Genomic DNA, 17697 nt, shown 5'->3' with positions numbered 1-17697 from the left:
ACTCATGCGGTCATCCTCTCCGCCAGGGATTCGGCCCACGTCAGCTTGCCGACCAGTGCGTCTTCCAGGGTGAGGTTCTCGCCAGAACGGTACGCGCGCCCCGCTTTCCCGGGAATGCGCACCGGCAGCTTCGGGCGCCGGCGTCCGCCGCGCGCATCGAGGTAGGAACGGGCCAGCGTGGCCAGATCGAGGACCTCGGGTCCGGTCATGTCGGGCACCCGGCCGGACGGCTCGGCCAGCGTCAGCTCGGTCAGGCGCGCGGCGACCTCACGGGCGGCGACCGGTTGCAGACGCAGCCCGCCCGGGGCCGGGAGGACCGGCAGCCGGGTCATCTTCTCGATCATCGTCAGCGTCAGCTCGTGGAACTGGGCCGCCCGCAGCACCGTCCAGCCGATCCCCGAGGCGGCGATCGCCCGCTCGGACTCCAGCTTGGTGCGCAGCCAGGCCAGCGGGACGCGGTCGGCGCCCACGACCGAGATGTACGCGAGATGCCGTACGTCCGCACCGACCGCGGCGCGCACCAGGGTGCGGGTCGCCTCGTCGTCGCCCTTGGGGCCGCCCGCCAGGTGCAGCACGGTGTGCACGCCGTCGACGGCGGCCCCGACGCCCTCGCCGGTGCCGAGGTCGCCGGTGACGTACGTGATGCCGTCCGCGTCGGGCCGGGGGCGCCGGGTGAGGACGCGCACCTCCTGACCGGCCGCCCGCAGCAGCGGGACGACATGGCCGCCGAGGGTTCCCGTGCCGCCGGTGACCAGGAGGGGCGTCGTGGAGGTCGAGGGGTGGGTCATGGCTGCTGCTCCCGGTGTCCGTGGCGTCCGGGAGGCGGGGTGGGGACCGATGTGGGACCGCCCCGCCCGGACGTCCGCCGTATGTGGTGGCGGTATGACCCGGGGCGGGGCGGCTGTGTGACAGGGCGGAGGGAAGAATCCGAAAAGATCTTCCCCGGGGATCAGATCGTCGCGGTGTCGATCACGAAGCGGTACCGCACGTCGCTGGCGAGCACCCGCTCGTACGCCTCGTTGACCTCGGACGCGGCGATCAGCTCGATCTCGGCGCCGATGCCGTGCTCCGCGCAGAAGTCCAGCATCTCCTGGGTCTCGGCGATGCCGCCGATCATGGAGCCGGTCAGGGACTTGCCGCCGCCGAGCAGCGCGAACAGGTTGAGGGAGACGGGCTCCTCGGGGGCGCCGACGTTGGCCAGCGTGCCCTCCGTCTTCAGCAGTCCCAGGTAGGCGGCGAAGTCGAGCGGGGCGGAGACCGTGGAGACGATCAGGTCGAAGGTGCCCGCCAGCTCCTCGAAGGTGGCCGGGTCGCTGGTGGCGTAGTAGTGGTCGGCGCCCAGCTTCAGGCCGTCGTCCTTCTTGCGCAGGGACTGCGACAGCACGGTCACCTCGGCGCCCAGGGCGTGCGCGAGCTTGACGGCCATGTGGCCGAGGCCGCCCAGGCCGACGACGGCGACCTTCTTGCCGGGGCCCGCGTTCCAGCGCCTGAGCGGGGAGTACGTGGTGATGCCGGCGCACAGCAGGGGCGCGGCCTCGTCCAGGGAGATGCCCTCGGGGATGCCGAGGACGAAGTTCTCGTCGACGACGACCTTCTCGGAGTAGCCGCCGTAGGTGGGCTCGCCGTCCTTGCCGATGCCGTTGTACGTCATCACGTTGCCGCTCGTGCAGTACTGCTCGCGGCCGGCCTTGCAGTTCTCGCACTCGCGGCAGGAGTCGACCATGCAGCCTACGCCCACCCGGTCCCCGACGGCGAACCTGGTCACGCCGGGGCCGACCGCGGAGACGATGCCCGCGATCTCGTGGCCGGGGACCATCGGGAAGATGGCCTCGCCCCAGCCCTCGCGGACCTGGTGGATGTCGGAGTGGCAGATGCCGGCGAACTTGATGTCGATCAGGACGTCGTGCTCACGCACCTCGCGCCGCTCGATGGTGGTGCGCTCCAGCGGCGCCTTGGCGGCGGGTGCTGCGTACGCGGCGACAGTGGTCATGCCGGGTTCTCCGGGATTCTCTTGGCGTGACTGGGTGATGCTTCCACCCTGCCTGCGACCTGCGGATCCACCCAGACCACGGCTTTGCGTACGACCGGCGTGCGTACCACTGACGGGGACAGGCTCACAGGCGTACGACCGGGAATACATGCGGTGATACTGGAAGCATGGACGGACAGCTTGACCGGCGGGCCGAACTGAGCGAGTTCCTGCGCACCCGGCGGGCTCGGCTGAAGCCGGAGGACGTGGGCCTGGAGTCGTACGGCCGGCAGCGCAGGGTACCGGGGCTGCGGCGCGAGGAGCTGGCGCAGCTGGCCGGGGTGTCGGTGGCGTACTACACCCGTCTCGAACAGGGCAACGGGCAGAACGTGTCGGCGGAGGTCCTGGACGCCATCGCCCGCGCGCTGCGGCTGACCGGCGCGGAGCAGGCCCACCTGACGCACCTGGCGAAGCCGAAGCAGCAGCGCGGGCGGGCCGGGGCGCCCCGGGGCAGGCAGCCGGTGCGGGTGGCGCTGCTCCAGCTCCTGGAGTCGATCGACGCGGTGCCCGCGTACGTGACGGGCCGCCGTTCGGAGATCCTCGCCTGGAACCGGATGGCCGCGGCCCTCTTCGGCGACTGGGGCAGGCTGCCGGCCGCCGAGCGGAACTGGGCGCGGCTGGTCTTCCTGAACCCGGACTACCGCGACCTGTTCATCGACTGGGACCAGAAGGCGTACGACATGGTCAGCTTCCTGCGCATGGACGCGGGCCGGCACCCGGACGACCCGCGGCTGTCCGCGCTCGTCGGGGAACTCTCCGTGAAGAGCGAGGAGTTCCGCCGCCTGTGGGCCACGCACGACGTCAAGGAGAAGAGCTACGGCGTCAAGCGGATGCGGCACCCGCTGGTCGGTGACCTGACCCTGTCCTTCGAGACGTTCCGCCTGGTCGACGACGACGAGCAGGCGTTCATCACCTACCACGCGGAACCCGGCTCCCCGTCGGCGGACGGGCTCCGCCTGCTGGCGAGCTGGGGGACGGACGCGGCGACTTCGCTGCCGACGTGAGCTCACCGCCGCTTGCCCGGGACCGCCGAACTCGGAGTACCTGCTGTCAGTCGGTGCGGAAGCCGGCCATCAGCGAGGCCGGGTAGCGGCTGCCCGCGGAGCCCTGCGGGAGGACCTCCCGGATACGGGCAAGGTCGCCCTCGGTGAGTTCCACGCCGGTGGCGCCGACGTTCTCCTCCAGACGGGTGGCACTGCGGGTGCCCGGGATCGGGACGACGTCCTCGCCCTGGGCGAGCAGCCAGGCGAGGGCGAGCTGGGCGGGGGTGATGCCCTTGGTGGCGGCGAGCTTTCGGAGCTGCTCGGCGGCGTTCAGGTTGTAGGCGTAGTTCTCGCCCTGCCAGCGCTCGTCCCAGCGGCGCATGTCGCCCTCGGGATACTCGTCGGCGGGCTTGACCACACCGGAGAGGAAGCCGCGGCCGAGCGGCGAGTACGGCACCAGGCCGATCCCCAACTCCCGCAGGACCGGCAGGATCTCGTCCTCCACCTCGCGTTCGAAGATCGAGTACTCGTGCTGAAGGGCTGTGACCGGGGTGACGGCGTGGGCGCGGCGGATGTACTGCGGGCCGACGTTGCTCAGGCCGAAGTACCGCACCTTGCCTTCGGCGATCAGGTCACCGACAGTGCCGGCGACCTCCTCGGCCGGTACGTCGGGGTCGGAGATGTGCTGGTAGTAGAGGTCGATGCGATCGGTCCGGAGGTAGCGCAGGCTGTTCTCGGCGACCTCGCGGATGTTCTCCGGGCGGCTGTTGACGCCGCTCCCCAACGACTTGCCGGTCATGTCGAAGCCGAACTTGGTGGCCAGGACGACCTCGTCGCGGAAGTCGTTGACCGCGTTGCCGAGCAGCGTCTCGTTGCTGCCGGTGCCTTGGCCGTACAGCTCGGCGGTGTCGAAGAAGTCGACTCCGAGTTCGTGGGCGCGGTGAATGGTGGAGATGCCGTCCTCGTCGTTCGAGGGGCCGTAGGCCAGGGACATCCCCATCACGCCCAGTCCGAGCGCGGAGACGCGCAGTCCCTGCTGTCCCAGGGTGCGGTGCTGCATGAGATCGCTCCTCGTGTCGTGTCGGCAGCCCATCACCGACCAAACCAAACTGTTCGGTATGACTCTACGCCCGTCCGGACCGCTGAGCAAAACCGAACGGTTCGGTCACCTATCCTGGGCTCATGCCTCGCTCCACCAGCCCTGGTCAGCCCCCGGACGCTCGCACCTCGGGCGAGTCCACCGACTCCACGCGCCAGCGGATCGTCGCCGCGGCCAAGGAGGAGTTCGCCCGGCACGGGATCGCCGGCGCCCGCGTGGACCGCATCGCCAAGCAGGCCAGGACGAGCAAGGAACGTGTCTACGCCTACTTCCGCAGCAAGGAAGCCCTTTACGCGCACGTCGCCGAACGCGAGACGACCGCACTCATCGAGGCGACTCAGCTGGATCCGGCCGACCTGCCCGGTTACGCCGGCATCCTCTTCGACCACTTCACGGCCCGCCCGGACCACTACCGCCTGATCACGTGGGGCCGCCTGGAACTGGCCGAGTCGGCAGACGACACCGAGTCCGCAGACGACACCAGCCTCCTCCAGGCCACGATCGCCGGCAAGCTCGACAAACTTCGCGACGCTCAGCGCATCGGGCTGCTCGACCCGGTCTGGGACCCGGTCGACGTCCTCGCCCTGATCAACCAGATCGCCATGACCTGGGCAGGTCAGCCCGAAATCGCCGCCGCTGCCGCAGACCAGGCCGTGGACCCCTCTGTCACCGCCCGCCGCGCCGCACTGGTGACCGCCGTGGAGCGCATGTTCCCTCGCCCGGACTGAGACCAGCGCCCCAACCGTTCGGTTCGACGCACACCTGCGGGTGCGGCCCCGGTCACGCCGTGAGAGTGCCCCGGCTCAACGCGGTGACGAAGGGCGCCCAGGCGCGGGCGGTGAGGAGGAGGACGGGGCCGTTCCCGTCGCCGTCGCGGGAAACCTTGGAGTCGCGGACGGGGATCAGGCCGGGGATGCCGTCGGCGACCTCGACGCAGTTGCCGCCGTCGCCGTTGCTGTAGGTCGACTTGCGCCACAGGGCGGCGCCGGGGAAGTCGCTTGCCACCTCGACGCAGTCGCCGCCGTCACCGTTGCTGTAGCTGCTCTTCGCCCAGAGCGCGTCACTCAAGTCGATCCGGTTGCTTGCCATTTCGGTAATCCCCTGCCGCTGCCTCGATCCGGGCCAGGGACGTCTCCGGTGACAGTGCGACGGCCCTGAGCCGATCGTATGCCTTGCGGTACTGCTTCACGAGGGCCGGATCGTCGATGGTGTCCCCGCTGTACGACGCCTCGGTGTAGACGAGCGGCGGTGCGTCCGGGAAGGTCATGACCATGATGGAGGCAGCCATCAGGGGATACGCCCCGCACTTCCGCGGCACGATCTGCGGAGTGATCCGGCGCCGCGCGGCCAGCTCCACGACCCGGTCGAGCTGCGCGGCCATCTCCCCCGGCGGCACGATCGGATCGAGCAGCAGCGACTCGTGCAGGATCGCCCAGTACTCCGGGGTGGTGTGGTCGTCCTCGAAGAGGCGGGCGCGGGCCAGCCGGGCCTGCACCTTCTCCTCCACCCACTCGTCGACGGCCTGCGGATGGGCGGCACGTACGAGAGCCCGCGCGTACGGGGCGGTCTGGAGCAGCCCGGGGAACGTGCTGGGGCACCACTCCTCGATGGACTCGGCGTGCCGCTCCGCCTCCAGCACCTTCTCGAAGTACGCGGCGTGCGGCCCCCGCCGCGCCTTCCGCACGTCCTCGCACCGCCGCTCGAAGAACCCGTCCGTCCCGAGCACCTGGTCCGCGTGCCGGGCCAGGTCCAACGGCATGCGCCGCTCGCCGCGTTCGATGTCGCTCAGGTGGGACTTGCCGTAGAAGCTGCCCTCGACCAGCGCCTCCAGCGACAGCCCGGCCCGCTCCCGCTGCCACCTCAACTCCTTGCCGTAGAAGGTCGGGACGCTCGTCGAGCCGTCGATGTCCTTGCGCTGTGCCATGGCCTTGCCTCTTCCGCACTCCGGGCTGCCGACGCGAGATCCCTTTCACGGTAGGGCGCCAAACGTCACTGTGTGAGGCGTTCGTCACAGAGCGCACACGGAAAGGTGCCCGTTGATGCCCCAACCACCCCGTCCGCAGGACGACATGACCCGCTGCGTGGAGGAACTCCGCGCCGCCCTCGCCCTGCACGGCATCACCCTCCCCTCCCTCGGCCTGGACCTGCCGACGTTCGCCGGCGCGTACGCCCCGCCCGCCGGTCTCGTCTCGCTCGGCAACTGCAACGCCGCCACCGCCCGTGCGCTCGCCGCGGCCCTGCGTCGGGCGGCGCCGTGACGACCTGGGAACTGAGCCTGCTCGCCACGCCGGAGGCCGTACCGGAGGTGCGCCGCCTGCTCCACCGTCACGACCACGACCACGACGTCCGCCTGTGCGTGACCGAGTTGCTGACGAACGTCATCGACCACGTGGGCGAGGGGACCCCCGCGACCGTCCGCGTCGCCGTACTGCCCACCGGCCACACGCGCGTGGAGGTCACCGACCCCGACCCACGCGCCCTGCCCCTCCTCACCGGACCGGCCGGTGTCACCGACGAGTCCGGGCGCGGCCTCACCCTCCTCGACGCGCTGGCGCTGCGGTGGGGCGTGGAGCGGTGCGGGGACCGCAAGACGGTCTGGTGCGAGCTGGCGTGAACGAGTGAGTACGGGTGAGACCGGAGGGCGCTGTGTCCGAGTGAGAACGGGAGTCCGTATGTCGAATGCGTGACTTCTGGCAGGTGGTGGTCGTTGGTTGGGGTGTACGGGTGGTCACGGCTGAGCGGGGGTGCGAGGGTGGGGGGTCTGCGGGAGCTCGCGGCACCGTTCGTCGCACTGGGCCCGTCGGGGGTGGCGGTGCGTACCCGGCTCAAGCAGCTCACCGCCTGCGATGTGGAGGTGCTGCGGCAGGTGGGCGCGCATCTGGGCGCACTCGCCTCCCGTGACCTGAAGACGCGTTGCCGTGATGGGCTGGGGCATGACGCCGGGGCGTGGGCGGTGCGTAAGCGGGAGCTGACGCCCCTGTCGTCGGCCCGGTGGGCGGGGGCGATCACCAAGGCGTCGCATGATCAGTGGGCGCTGGCCCGCCGTGGTGCCCGTGCGCATCTCCAGTCGTTGGAGGCGGGAGTGCGGACCCTGCGTCACCGGTTGTCGCTGCCCGTAGGTCAGAAGGGGTCGAAGGGGGCTCCGGGTGGGTATCGCAGTCGGCGGGAGTGGCATGCCAAGGCCCGGCGCCTGCATGTGCTGGAGACCCGGCTGGCACGGGAGCGGGCGGACTGGGAGGCCGGGACCGTGCACGTGGTACGGGGTGGCAAGCGCCTGGCCCGCACCCGCCACCACCTCACCGCCGCCGGGATCACCGAGACCCAGTGGCGTGAGCGGTGGCAGGCGGCACGCTGGTTTGTGCAGGCGGACGGGGAGTCCGGGAAGCGCTTCGGGAACGAGACGATCCGCATCACCCCGGACGGTGAGGTGTCCGTAAGACTCCCCGCCCCGCTCGCCCGTCTGGCCAATGCTCCGCGCGGCCGGTACGTCCTCTCCGGCCGAATCAGCTTCGCGCACCTGGGGCAGGAGTGGGCCGACCGCGTCGCGGCCAACCGGGCCGTCGCCTACCGCATCCACCACGACGCGACACGCGGCCGCTGGTATGTGACCGCGTCCTGGCAGAAGCCCGTCACCCGCACCATCCCCCTGGCTGCGGCGCTGGCGCAGGGAGTGATCGGGGTCGACATGAACGCCGACCACCTCGCCGCCTGGCGCCTGAACACCCACGGCAACCCAGTCGGGGACCCGCGCCACTTCTCCTACGACCTCACCGGCCCCGCCGACCACCGCGACGCCCAGATCCGCCACGCCCTGACCCGACTCCTGCACTGGGCCACCTCCCACGGCGTGAAGGCGATCGCTGTCGAGGACCTCGACTTCACCGCGGAGAAGACCCGCGAGAAGCACGGCGGCAGGAAACGGTTCAGGCATCTGGTCTCCGGCATGCCCACCGGCCGGCTCCGCGCCCGCCTGACCTCCATGGCCGACCAGGCCGGGATCACGGTCATCGCCGTGGATCCGGCGTACACCAGCAAGTGGGGGGCCCAGCACTGGCAGAAGCCGCTGACCACCAGTACTCGTAGGACGACCCGGCACGACGCGGCAAGCATCGTGATCGGGCGACGCGCCCAGGGCTATCCCATCCGGCGTCGGACGGCACCGCCCCGCACCCACCAGAGCGATGGACGCGGGCATCGGACCCTCCAGACCGGACCGGACACCCCCGGGCGTGAGGGACCCCGCCCCCGTATCCCCGGACCACGGACACGATCCGTGCCACCGGACACGGCGCGAACGCGGGCCACCAGGACACCCAACACCGTTCGGGATGTCCGCAGTGCACAGGAATGGGTCCAAGACTCACTCCTGCTCACTGAATAGGAACGGTTGCGCATCGCCCACAGATGGCGGACGCGGTGGTCCGAGACGCCGAAGGAGTACACCGTCACGACGGCGCCGTCCTGGCAGCCGACCAGGCCGGGCCGTCCGTTGACCGTGCGTTCGAGCAGCGTCTGCCCGGACTGCCGGGGGCCGAAGCGGAGCAGGCCGCGCACGATCCGCTCGCTGCCCCGCAGCGGGTGCTCCAGGGCGGGCACCACGCCGCCCCCGTCGCCGACCGCGGTCACCTCGGGGTCGAGGAGCCGGATGAGCGCGTCGACGTCGTTGGTCTCCCAGGCCCGCTTGAGATCGCGTACGACGACCGCGTCCTGCGCCGTCGACGTGGCGGCGGACTCCTGCGCGGTGCGGATCGCCCGGCGCGCCGTGGACGCGAGCCGGCGGCAGGCGGCCGGCGTACGGCCGACGATCCCGGCCACCTCGGGGAACGGGTAGCGGAAGACGTCGTGGAGCACGAAGGCGACCCGCTGGGCCGGGGACATCGAGTCCAGCACGACCAGGAAGGCCATGCCGACCGACTCGTCGAGGGTGATCAGGTCGGCCGGGTCGGAGGCGATGCCGGGTGTGCGTGCGGCGGTCCGCTCCGCGGGATCGGCCAGCGGCTCGGGGAGCCACTGACCCACGTAGTGCGCCCGGCGGGTCCGGGCGGACCGGAGCTGGTTGAGGCAGACCCGGCTGACGACCGTCGTGAGCCAGGCCCCCGGGGACACGACGGCCTCCCGCCGGTCTGCGGGCATCGCGTACCAGCGGGCGTACGCCTCCTGGACGGCGTCCTCCGCGTCGGCCAGCGAGCCGAGCATCCGGTAGGCCACGTTGATCAGTTGCCGCCGCTCGCCGGTTACCGGCGCGGATCGGGTGGTCATTGCTTCCGATGCTCCTTCTGCCGCGTGCGCGCGTGTCCTCACTCCCCTACGACGCGACAGCGCGGCCGTCTGTGACATGCGGGCCGGGGGCCTTGGTCCGGGGCGCGGGCTCACACTTCGGGGCGCCACGGTGTCGGGGAGGTGGAACGACGTCCGACCGACTCGAAGGAGCCTCTCAGCCATGACCACCACCAAGGCCACGACCGCCACCGAGGACACGACCACCACCACCGCGGGGCAGGACGGGACACGGTCGCGCCTGCCCGATCCCACCGGGCTCTTCCCGGAGTTGCTGGCCCTCTCCGCGGCCGTGCAGAAAGCACTCCGCAACGGCCCGGTCCCGCAGGCCACCCTCGCCCTGATGCGCCTGCGCACCGCACAGGTGATCGGCAGCACCTACCACGGCGTCGCGGCGACCGACGCCCTGCGCAAGGCCGGCGAGGAGGAGCGGCGCATCACGGCCGTGGCGACCTGGCAGAGCGCCCCCTGCTTCACCGCTCCCGAGCGGGCCGCGCTGGAACTCGCGGAGGCCGTCCTCACCCCGAACCCGTTCGGGGACCGGGTGAGTGACGACCTGTTCGCCCGGCTGTCCCGGCACTACGACACGGACGAGATCTGGCACCTCACCCTGTATCTGGGCCACGTCAGCCTGTTCACCCCGGTCGCCCTCGTCGGCAAGCCGGTGCCCGGACGGCCCCCGGGGAAGAACTACACCGCCTGACGGCCCATCACCGGCCGCACACCGTCACGCCGAGGCGTTCTCCTTGACGGTGATGCGGCCCTTGCGGATGGTGGCCACGCGGGGGGCCTTCCGGGCGATCGCCGAGTCGTGGGTGACCATGACGAAGGTGAGGCCCAGCTCCTTCCACATGCGGTCGAGTACGTCCATGATCTCGTCGCGGGTCGACTCGTCGAGGTTTCCGGTGGGTTCGTCGGCCAGGAGCACCTTGGGCTGCTTCACCAGGGCGCGGGCGATGGCGACGCGCTGCTGCTGGCCGCCGGACATCTCGCCGGGGAGGTGGCCGAGGCGTTCGCCGAGGCCGACGGAGGCCAGTGCCTCGGCGGCCTTCTCGCGCCGCTCCTTCGCCTTGACGCCGAGCGGGACCAGGGCGGTCTCGACGTTCTCCTGGGCGGTCAGGGTCGGGATCAGGTTGAAGGACTGGAAGACGAAGCCGATGCTCTCGCTGCGCACCCGGGTCAGCCTGGCCTCGGGGAGCGTGGCGAGGTCGGTGCCGTCGAGGACGATCCGGCCCGCGCTGGGCCGGTCGAGCGCGCCCAGCATCTGGAGCAGGGTGGACTTGCCGCCGCCGGTGGGGCCCTGGATGACGAGCCGGTCGCCGTCGGCGATGGTCAGGTCGACGCCGTCGAGGGCGTGCACGGTGGCCTTGCCGCGGGTGTAGTGCTTGGTGACGCCGCTGAGTTCGTACATGGTGCAACTCCTGGAGTACGGGGAAGGGGGGCGCTACTCGACGCGGCGCAGGGCGTCCGCCGGGCGCAGTCGCGAGGCGCGCCAGCCGCCGAAGCCCCCGGCGACCAGTCCGCCGGCCACGGCGAGGCCCACCGCGAGGGCGATGGTGGTGAGGCTGACGGGTGCTGTCAGCGCGATGTCCAGGGTCTTGGCGGCGACCTGCCGGCCGGGGCCGCCCATGCCGCCCCCACCGAGACCGCCGGGCCCGCCCGCACCCCCGCCACCGCCCGTGCCGCCGCCCAGTTGGGCCTGCAGCGTCGGGCTGACGGCGGTGACGGCGTAGGCACCCGCGAGGCCGAGCGCGATGCCGAGGGCGCCGCCGACCAGGCCGTTGACGACGGCCTCGCCGATCACCTGCCGGGTGACCCGGCCCGAACGCCAGCCGAGCGCCTTGAGCGTGCCGAACTCGCGCACCCGGCGGGAGACGGCGGAGGAGGTGAGCAGACCGGCGACCAGGAAGGCGGCCACGAGGACGACGATCGACAGCCACTTGCCGACGCCGGTGGCGAGCGAGGAGGCGGTGGACAGCGAGCCGGAGACGGTGTCGGCGAGGTCGGCGGAGGTGGTGACGGTAGTACCCGGGACGTTCTTCTGGACCGCGGACTTGACGCCGTCGATCCGCTGCGAGTCGGTCGCCTTCACGTAGATCGTGGTGACCTTGTCCTTCGCGTCGCCCAGCGTCTGGGCCTGCTTCAGCGGCACGTAGAGGTTGGCCGCCGCGTCACCGCTGTCGGCCGTGGCGATGCCGACGATCTCGAACTTCGTGTCCTTGACGGTGACCGTGCTGCCGGTCTTGAGCTTCTTCTCCTTGGCGTACGCCGAGTCGGCGACGGCCACCTTGGCGTCGGTCTCCGACTCCTTGAAGGTGCGTCCGCTGGTGATGGTGGACGTGGTCAGCGGGCCGAGGGCGGGCTCGGTGACGTCGGTGCCGTAGACGGAGTAGCTGTTGACGTCGAAGTCGGCGCCGCCGCCCTGGACGCGGCCCTGCGGGGACTGGCCGCCGCCGGGGCCGCCGCCCTGCCCCGTGCCGCCCGCGCCGCCGCCGGAGGCGTCCTGCTTGAACTGGCCGCGCGAGAACTCGCCGCTGACCTTGACGACTTGGAGGCTCAGGCCGCCCACCGCGTCGGCGACACCGCTCTGCCCGGCGACCTTGCCGACGGTGGAACTCGCCAGCGTCTGAAAGCCCTGCACCATGACGCGGTCGGTGCTCTGCTCCTCCTCGGAGCCGTCGTCCTGCGCGTCGAAGCGGAAGCGCGGCCGTTCGGCGGTGCTTCCGGAGGGCGCCTCCGCGGCCTTGGTGACCGTCATGTCCGTGCCGAGCCCGTACAGGGACTGCAGGACCTTGTCCTGGGCCCGGCCCATGCCGGAGGAGACCGAGTCGACGACGATGACCAGCGCGATGCCCAGGGCCAGTCCGGAGGCGACGACGAGGGCCGCCTTTCGGCGGCGGCGCAGCTCGCGCCTCAGGTAGGTGAAGAACATGGGCGCAAGCTAGGCACGGCCCGTGATGGCGGGATAAGGGCCGCGTAAGAGGAGGATGAGAAGCCCGGGAAACGGCGGGCGCCCGCCGCCCCGTCGAGGGGTGGCGGGCGCCCGTGCGCGGTGCGGTCGGCCCGGAGGGAGTCGGCGTCAGACCGCCGAACCCGCCTTCCACTGGGCCCAGTCCATGTTCCAGCCGTTGAGGCCGTTGTCCGGGGCGATGGTCTTGTCGCCGGTGTTCTGGACGACGACCACGTCACCGATGATCGAGTTGTTGTAGAACCAGGCGCCCGGCGTGTTCGGGTCGTTGGCGCCCTTGGCGTCGGCGAGGCCCACGCAGCCGTGGCTGGTGTTGACGCTGCCGAAGATGCCCTTGCCCCAGTAGTTGCCGTGGATGAAGGTGCCGGAGGTGCTCAGGCGCATGGCGTGCGGCACGTCCTTGATGTCGTACTCGCCCTTGCCGTCGTCGTCGGTGAAGCCGACGGTCGAGCCGTCCATCCGGGTCTCCTTGAACTTCTCGGAGATCACCATCTGGCCTTCGTAGGTCTTGTTCTCCGGGGAGCCGGCGGAGATCGGGATGGTCTTGACCGTCTTGCCGTCCTGCGTGACCTTCATCTGCTTGGTCTTCGCGTCGACGTAGGAGACCTGGTTGCGGCCGATCTTGAAGGTGACCGACTTCTGCTGGACGCCGTAGACGCCGTCGGCGCCCTCGACCCCGTCGAGCGCCAGCTTGAGGGTCACGGTCGAGCCCTCCTGCCAGTAGTTCTCGGGGCGGCAGTCCATGCGCTGGGTGGAGAACCAGTGGCAGGCGACCTCCTGGCCGCTGCTGCTGTTGACCGTGATGCCCTTCTGGACGGCGGCCTTGTTGGTGATCTGCTTGTCGAAGTTGATCGACACGGGCATCCCGACGCCGACGGTCTTGCCGTCGTCCGGGGTGAAGGTCCCGATGAAGCTGTTCTCCGGGGAGACCGTGGTGAACGACGCGTTCTCGTGGGCGGCGCGGCCCTCGGAGTCCTGCGCGGTCGCCGTGATCTGGTACTTGGTGGCGCGCTCCAGCTGGCCGCCGGGCTTCCAGCTGGTCTTGTCGGCGGATATCTCGCCCTTGACCTCGGTGCCGTCCGAGGCGGTCATCTTCACCTCGGTGAGCGTGCCCTTGCTCACGGTGACACCGGCGGAGTTGTTGATGGAGGCGTTGTCCGAGCCGCCCTTGGGCGTGATCTTGATCTGTGCCTCGGACGTCTTCTTGGCCGCCGCCTCGTCGACCTCGGCCTGCGAGGTCTTGTCACCGCCCCCGGAGGAGTCGGCGTCGCTACTGGAACATGCCGAGAGCACCAGCACACCGCCGAGCAGTGCGGACGCGGCCGCCAGACCCTTGCGCCGCTTACCGTCCGTCATCACACGCTTCTCCATCGTTGCCGATTCCCGAAACCCCGAGATACCCCGTCAATAACTTTCAACGCTACGACCGGTTCGTCCCGTTCCACATCGCTCACGGGTGTGGGGCATGCCACGTTTGCCGCCGGAGGCAGGAGGCGGTGCGGGGAGGTGTCGGTCAGTGCGCACCGTGAGACGACGAAACCCCGGGCGGCGGTTGCCGCCCGGGGTCAGGAATTTCCCCACACCGCGTCAGCCGACCGTCATTTCCTCGTCTTCCGGGTCGTTCTCGCCGCCATCATCCTCGTCGAGGTCCCACTCGGGCGAGTCGGGGTCGTAGTCGATCTGCTCACTGCTCCAGGAGGCCTGCTGGAGCTCGACCCCGGGCACCACGCTGACCAGGTCGAACGGGTCCACGAGATGCGCCAGGGCCTCGGCGGTGTCCTCCGTCACAGCGCGCTCGGAGTCGGCCCGCTCCGCGTCGGACAGGTCGGTGTCGTCGGCGAGCGCCTGGAGGGCGGCCCCGGTGACGGCCTCCTCGTCGTCGATCTCTAGCACCAGCTCGACGCGAATACGTACAAACCGTGATGTCTCTGGAGTGGTCATGCCCGGAGCGTAAGGCCGACCGCTCCCGTGACTTTCCTGTGACCCGCGCCTTTCACTAACATCTGCCCACACGGCCAATTCGCCAGCGCCACAAGGGGATCGATATTCCGTGTCATCCGCTCGCCGTTCGTTGCTGACCGCCGCCGCCGCCGGTGGCCTGCTCTGTGCCCTGTGGTTCGTCCCGTCGGCGAACGCGACACCCGAGACAGCGGTGCTCGAGTCCGCCGCCGCGACCCCGTCTCCGCAGGTCACGGCCCAGGCGAGAGCCGCCTCGGCGGACGCGTCGACGGACACGGCGGCCACCGGCGAGGGCACGACCCGGCTGGCCGACACCGGCAGCTTCGACAGCACCCCGTACGTCGTCGGCGGCGCCCTCTGCCTCGGCCTCGGCGCCGGGTTCGTGGGCTACTCGGTCCGCCGGGAACGCCTCGGCCTTTGAGAGAACTTGACGTTCTTTTGGCTTTCTTGACCGCAAGAAGGTCCACTGGAAGATCTGCCCGGCCGTCCGGTGGGCCCGGAGACGGTCCGAGGGGGCCCGGCACCGCGCCGGGCCCCCTCGGACCTGTCACCGCTGCCCGCTAGCGCAGCGGCCCCGTGACGGTCTCGGCCGCCGCGACCAGGTGCCCGGCGCGCACGAACGCGTCCGCCGCGGCGAGGTCGGGCGCCAGGTAGCGGTCCGGCCCCGGACCCTCCACGCCGGCCGCCCGTACGGCCTCGACGACGGCCTGCGACGCGGGCGCCGGGGTCAGGCCCTCGCGGAGCTGGATCGCGCGCGTGGCCGCGTACAGCTCGACGGCGATCACGCGCGCCAGGTTGTCGACGGCCGTGCGCAGCTTGCGCGCCGCCGACCAGCCCATCGACACGTGGTCCTCCTGCATCGCGGAGGACGGGATGGAGTCCGCCGAGGCCGGTACGGCGAGCCGCTTCAGCTCGCCGACCAGGGCGGCCTGGGTGTACTGGGCGATCATCAGGCCGGAGTCGACGCCCGCGTCGTCGGCGAGGAACGGCGGCAGGCCGTGGCTGCGGTTCTTGTCCAGGAGCCGGTCGGTGCGGCGCTCGGCGATGGAGCCGAGGTCGGCGACGGCGACGGCGAGGAAGTCCAGGACGTAGGCGACCGGGGCGCCGTGGAAGTTGCCGTTGGACTCCACCCGCCCGTCGGGGAGGACCACCGGGTTGTCGACGGCCGCGGCCAGCTCGCGCTCGGCGACGAGAGCGGCGTGGGCCATGGTGTCGCGTCCGGCACCGGCGACCTGCGGGGCACAGCGCACCGAGTAGGCGTCCTGGACGCGGGGGGCGTCGTCCTGGTGGTGGCCGGTCAGGCCGGAGCCCTTGAGCACGGCGGCCATGTTCGCGGCGCTGGCGGCCTGCCCGGGGTGCGGGCGGATGGCGTGCAGCTCGGGGGCGAGCACGCGGTCGGTGCCGAGCAGGGCCTCCATGGTCAGCGCGGCGGTGATGTCGGCCGACTTGTAGAGGGTGTCGAGGTCGGCGAGGGCCATGACCAGCATGCCGAGCATGCCGTCGGTGCCGTTGAGGAGGGCGAGGCCCTCCTTCTCGCGCAGTTCGACCGGGGTGATCCCGTGCGCGGCGAGCAGCTCGCCGGCCGGCCGTACGGTGCCGTCGGGGCCCTCGGCGTCGCCCTCGCCCATGAGGGTGAGCGCGCAGTGCGACAGCGGGGCGAGGTCGCCGGAGCAGCCGAGGGAGCCGTACTCGTGCACGACCGGGGTGATCCCGGCGTTGAGCACGTCGGCCATGGTCTGCGCGACCTCCGGGCGGACGCCGGTGTGACCGGAGCAGACGGTCTTCAGCCGCAGGAACATCAGCGCGCGGACCACCTCGCGCTCGACGCGCGGGCCCATCCCGGCGGCGTGCGAGCGGACGATGTTGCGCTGCAGCTGGGCCCGCAGGTCGGGGCTGATGTGCCGGGTCGCCAGGGCGCCGAAGCCGGTGCTCACGCCGTACACGGGGTCCGGCTTGGCGGCCAGTGCGTCCACGATGGAGCGGGCCGCGGCGAGGGCCGACACCGCCTCCTCGGAGAGCTCGATCCGGGCGCCCGCGCGCGCCACGGCGAGAACGTCGGACGCGGTGACCCCCGACGTCCCCACCACCACAGTGTGCATATCCATATTCAGGAGCGTACGCAGTGAATTCGATGATGTCACGAGGGGATGCGTCACGGATGGGGAAGGCCTGCGCCCCTTACCGGACGTCTGCGCCCCCCTACCGGACCGGCGTCACGGCGAATGCCGCCCGCGGAACCGCCGACGCTCGCCGTCCTCCTCCCGGGAGGGCTCGTCCGCGAGCCGTACGACGGGGTCGTCGGGCCCCTCGCGCCCCGCGACGACCGGCCCGGCCGCCCGCTCGGCCTTGGCGCGGTACTGGGCGGCGTCCGCGAGCCGGAACAGCCGGCGGGCGGAGCGCACCGGCCCGACCGGGTCCTCGGTGGACGCGACCCCGCAGGCCACGCCGTCCCCCAGCTCCAGCTCCGCCGCCCGGCGGCACAGCTCCTCGGCCGCCTTGACCACGGCGTCGGCGGGCGGCCCGACCGCGAGCAGACAGAACTCGTCCCCGCCGAGCCGCGCCGCGAGCGCCCCCGGCAGCATCGCCCCGCACAGCGACAGCACCGACCCGAACCGCTCCAGGAGCCGGTCCCCGACGGCGTGGCCGTGCGTGTCGTTCACCCGCTTGAGGCCGTTCAGGTCGCAGACGACGAGGCTGACGACGACGCCCTCCTCGCGGTGCCGCTCCACGGCCTCGTCCAGCGCGGAGTCCACGGCGCGGCGGTTGGCCAGCCCGGTGAGCGCGTCGGTGTACGCGAGCCGCCTGACCTCTTCCAGCCGCTCGGTCTGCGCGATCCCGGCGGCGACGACGGAGGCCAGTACGGTGGCGAAGTCGGCGTCCCCCCGCTCGAAGACCCGCTCCCCCACCGGCCGGGCCACGTACAGCTCGCCCCACGCCCGCCCGTGCAGCACGATCGGCGCGACCACACAGCAGCCGCGCCCCCGGCGGCGCAGGGCGGCGACCCGCTGGTGGACGTAGCCGGGGCGCCCGGCGGCGGGCCCCGCGGCCGTCTCGACCCAGGCGTCGGGCTCACCGCCGCCCGCCCAGCGCTCGTGCAGGAACTCGGTGATCTCCGCGAACTGGTGCACCGGGTAGGACTCGTCCTCCGGGAACTCCTCCTCGTCCTCGGCCCGCCGCCCGACGTTCACGAGGACCCGCAGCCGCCCCAGCTCCCGCTCCCACACCGACAGCGCGGCGAAGCTGCCGCCCAGCGCCAGGCACCCGCCGACGGCCGCCGCCCGCCACGCCTCCCGCGCGCTGTGCGCGGCGGCCATCCCCTGCGCAAGCGCCACCACGGCCGCGAGCCGCCTGTCGTCACCCATCACTCCAGGCTAGGGAGATT

Annotated in this window: 18 protein-coding genes and 1 pseudogene; 7 read left to right on the top strand and 12 right to left on the bottom strand. The window is 71.5% G+C overall.

What is annotated here, in order from left to right; all coding sequences use genetic code 11:
- Window positions 1-2 precede the first annotated feature (2 nt).
- Window positions 3-788: an SDR family oxidoreductase gene (locus ACFYZ3_RS07650; RefSeq protein WP_388514594.1), complete on the bottom strand. Its 786-nt coding sequence runs from the start codon at window positions 786-788 to the stop codon at window positions 3-5.
- A gap of 161 nt (window positions 789-949) precedes the next feature.
- Complete coding sequence (locus ACFYZ3_RS07645; RefSeq protein ID WP_388514593.1) at window positions 950-1990, bottom strand: NAD(P)-dependent alcohol dehydrogenase; 1041 nt, start codon at window positions 1988-1990, stop codon at window positions 950-952.
- A gap of 167 nt (window positions 1991-2157) precedes the next feature.
- On the opposite strand from ACFYZ3_RS07645, the gene ACFYZ3_RS07640 reads away from it, so the two are divergent.
- The gene (locus ACFYZ3_RS07640) at window positions 2158-3033 is read left to right on the top strand and encodes a helix-turn-helix domain-containing protein (RefSeq protein ID WP_388514592.1); all 876 of its coding nucleotides are present in this window, start codon (window positions 2158-2160) and stop codon (window positions 3031-3033) included.
- 46 nt (window positions 3034-3079) lie between these two features.
- Here ACFYZ3_RS07640 and ACFYZ3_RS07635 read toward each other — a convergent pair whose 3' ends face one another.
- Window positions 3080-4072 (bottom strand): aldo/keto reductase, encoded by a 993-nt coding sequence (locus ACFYZ3_RS07635; RefSeq protein ID WP_388514591.1) that lies wholly within the window; start codon window positions 4070-4072, stop codon window positions 3080-3082.
- 122 nt (window positions 4073-4194) lie between these two features.
- On the opposite strand from ACFYZ3_RS07635, the gene ACFYZ3_RS07630 reads away from it, so the two are divergent.
- Entirely contained in the window at window positions 4195-4839 is a 645-nt protein-coding gene (locus tag ACFYZ3_RS07630) for a TetR family transcriptional regulator (RefSeq protein ID WP_388514589.1), read from the top strand.
- Window positions 4840-4891: 52 nt separating this feature from the next.
- Here ACFYZ3_RS07630 and ACFYZ3_RS07625 read toward each other — a convergent pair whose 3' ends face one another.
- Together ACFYZ3_RS07625 and ACFYZ3_RS07620 are read right to left on the bottom strand one after the other, a co-directional pair.
- Entirely contained in the window at window positions 4892-5200 is a 309-nt protein-coding gene (locus ACFYZ3_RS07625; protein ID WP_388514588.1) for a DUF397 domain-containing protein, read from the bottom strand.
- Complete coding sequence (locus ACFYZ3_RS07620) at window positions 5172-6035, bottom strand: helix-turn-helix domain-containing protein (protein ID WP_388514586.1); 864 nt, start codon at window positions 6033-6035, stop codon at window positions 5172-5174. The genes ACFYZ3_RS07625 and ACFYZ3_RS07620 overlap by 29 nt, the downstream gene beginning before the upstream one ends.
- A 115-nt stretch (window positions 6036-6150) precedes the next feature.
- Here ACFYZ3_RS07620 and ACFYZ3_RS07615 point away from each other — a divergent pair, with 115 nt between their 5' ends.
- From ACFYZ3_RS07615 to ACFYZ3_RS07605, 3 genes are all read left to right on the top strand, one after another.
- Complete coding sequence (locus tag ACFYZ3_RS07615) at window positions 6151-6369, top strand: hypothetical protein (protein ID WP_388514585.1); 219 nt, start codon at window positions 6151-6153, stop codon at window positions 6367-6369.
- Window positions 6366-6725: an ATP-binding protein gene (locus ACFYZ3_RS07610; RefSeq protein ID WP_388514583.1), complete on the top strand. Its 360-nt coding sequence runs from the start codon at window positions 6366-6368 to the stop codon at window positions 6723-6725. Before ACFYZ3_RS07615 ends, ACFYZ3_RS07610 begins: the two co-directional genes overlap by 4 nt.
- A gap of 138 nt (window positions 6726-6863) precedes the next feature.
- Complete coding sequence (locus ACFYZ3_RS07605; protein ID WP_388514582.1) at window positions 6864-8492, top strand: IS200/IS605 family accessory protein TnpB-related protein; 1629 nt, start codon at window positions 6864-6866, stop codon at window positions 8490-8492.
- 5 nt (window positions 8493-8497) lie between these two features.
- On the opposite strand, the pseudogene sigJ reads toward ACFYZ3_RS07605, so the two are convergent.
- Window positions 8498-9370: pseudogene (gene sigJ, locus ACFYZ3_RS07600) on the bottom strand (RNA polymerase sigma factor SigJ); the annotation flags it as partial.
- A gap of 181 nt (window positions 9371-9551) precedes the next feature.
- Here sigJ and ACFYZ3_RS07595 point away from each other — a divergent pair.
- Window positions 9552-10091, top strand: coding sequence for a carboxymuconolactone decarboxylase family protein (locus tag ACFYZ3_RS07595; RefSeq protein ID WP_388514581.1), 540 nt, complete (start codon window positions 9552-9554; stop codon window positions 10089-10091).
- Between the two features lie 24 nt (window positions 10092-10115).
- Here the strand turns inward: ACFYZ3_RS07595 and ACFYZ3_RS07590 are convergent, their stop codons facing one another.
- The 4 genes from ACFYZ3_RS07590 to ACFYZ3_RS07575 form a co-directional block, all read right to left on the bottom strand.
- Entirely contained in the window at window positions 10116-10799 is a 684-nt protein-coding gene (locus ACFYZ3_RS07590; protein ID WP_159324052.1) for an ABC transporter ATP-binding protein, read from the bottom strand.
- A 33-nt stretch (window positions 10800-10832) separates the two neighbouring features.
- Entirely contained in the window at window positions 10833-12320 is a 1488-nt protein-coding gene (locus ACFYZ3_RS07585) for an ABC transporter permease (RefSeq protein WP_388514580.1), read from the bottom strand.
- A gap of 147 nt (window positions 12321-12467) precedes the next feature.
- Window positions 12468-13712 (bottom strand): Ig-like domain-containing protein, encoded by a 1245-nt coding sequence (locus ACFYZ3_RS07580; RefSeq protein WP_388514579.1) that lies wholly within the window; start codon window positions 13710-13712, stop codon window positions 12468-12470.
- A 231-nt stretch (window positions 13713-13943) separates the two neighbouring features.
- Window positions 13944-14297, bottom strand: a complete 354-nt coding sequence (locus ACFYZ3_RS07575; RefSeq protein ID WP_385931415.1) for a hypothetical protein — start codon at window positions 14295-14297, stop codon at window positions 13944-13946.
- Window positions 14298-14406: 109 nt separating this feature from the next.
- On the opposite strand from ACFYZ3_RS07575, the gene ACFYZ3_RS07570 reads away from it, so the two are divergent.
- A complete protein-coding gene (locus ACFYZ3_RS07570; protein ID WP_388514577.1) occupies window positions 14407-14736 on the top strand; it encodes a hypothetical protein in 330 nt (109 codons plus the stop codon).
- 139 nt (window positions 14737-14875) lie between these two features.
- Here the strand turns inward: ACFYZ3_RS07570 and hutH are convergent, their stop codons facing one another.
- Window positions 14876-16414 carry a histidine ammonia-lyase gene (gene hutH, locus ACFYZ3_RS07565; RefSeq protein WP_388514865.1) on the bottom strand — a complete coding sequence of 513 codons (1539 nt, stop codon included), beginning with the start codon at window positions 16412-16414 and terminating at the stop codon, window positions 14876-14878.
- A 114-nt stretch (window positions 16415-16528) separates the two neighbouring features.
- A complete protein-coding gene (locus ACFYZ3_RS07560; RefSeq protein ID WP_361003401.1) occupies window positions 16529-17677 on the bottom strand; it encodes a sensor domain-containing diguanylate cyclase in 1149 nt (382 codons plus the stop codon).
- Window positions 17678-17697 lie beyond the last annotated feature (20 nt).

This window comes from Streptomyces sp. NPDC001599, from assembly GCF_042893535.1.
In the GTDB taxonomy this organism is placed as follows: domain Bacteria; phylum Actinomycetota; class Actinomycetes; order Streptomycetales; family Streptomycetaceae; genus Streptomyces.
This window is presented reverse-complemented; position numbering and strand designations above follow the sequence as displayed.

Coding starts and splice junctions, on each gene's coding strand:
- ACFYZ3_RS07650 (WP_388514594.1), bottom strand. CDS start 788: ATGACCCACCCCTCGACCTCCACGACGCCCCTCCTGGTCACCGGCGGC.
- ACFYZ3_RS07645 (WP_388514593.1), bottom strand. CDS start 1,990: ATGACCACTGTCGCCGCGTACGCAGCACCCGCCGCCAAGGCGCCGCTG.
- ACFYZ3_RS07640 (WP_388514592.1), top strand. CDS start 2,158: ATGGACGGACAGCTTGACCGGCGGGCCGAACTGAGCGAGTTCCTGCGC.
- ACFYZ3_RS07635 (WP_388514591.1), bottom strand. CDS start 4,072: ATGCAGCACCGCACCCTGGGACAGCAGGGACTGCGCGTCTCCGCGCTC.
- ACFYZ3_RS07630 (WP_388514589.1), top strand. CDS start 4,195: ATGCCTCGCTCCACCAGCCCTGGTCAGCCCCCGGACGCTCGCACCTCG.
- ACFYZ3_RS07625 (WP_388514588.1), bottom strand. CDS start 5,200: ATGGCAAGCAACCGGATCGACTTGAGTGACGCGCTCTGGGCGAAGAGC.
- ACFYZ3_RS07620 (WP_388514586.1), bottom strand. CDS start 6,035: ATGGCACAGCGCAAGGACATCGACGGCTCGACGAGCGTCCCGACCTTC.
- ACFYZ3_RS07615 (WP_388514585.1), top strand. CDS start 6,151: ATGCCCCAACCACCCCGTCCGCAGGACGACATGACCCGCTGCGTGGAG.
- ACFYZ3_RS07595 (WP_388514581.1), top strand. CDS start 9,552: ATGACCACCACCAAGGCCACGACCGCCACCGAGGACACGACCACCACC.
- ACFYZ3_RS07590 (WP_159324052.1), bottom strand. CDS start 10,799: ATGTACGAACTCAGCGGCGTCACCAAGCACTACACCCGCGGCAAGGCC.
- ACFYZ3_RS07585 (WP_388514580.1), bottom strand. CDS start 12,320: ATGTTCTTCACCTACCTGAGGCGCGAGCTGCGCCGCCGCCGAAAGGCG.
- ACFYZ3_RS07580 (WP_388514579.1), bottom strand. CDS start 13,712: ATGACGGACGGTAAGCGGCGCAAGGGTCTGGCGGCCGCGTCCGCACTG.
- ACFYZ3_RS07575 (WP_385931415.1), bottom strand. CDS start 14,297: ATGACCACTCCAGAGACATCACGGTTTGTACGTATTCGCGTCGAGCTG.
- hutH (WP_388514865.1), bottom strand. CDS start 16,414: ATGCACACTGTGGTGGTGGGGACGTCGGGGGTCACCGCGTCCGACGTT.
- ACFYZ3_RS07560 (WP_361003401.1), bottom strand. CDS start 17,677: ATGGGTGACGACAGGCGGCTCGCGGCCGTGGTGGCGCTTGCGCAGGGG.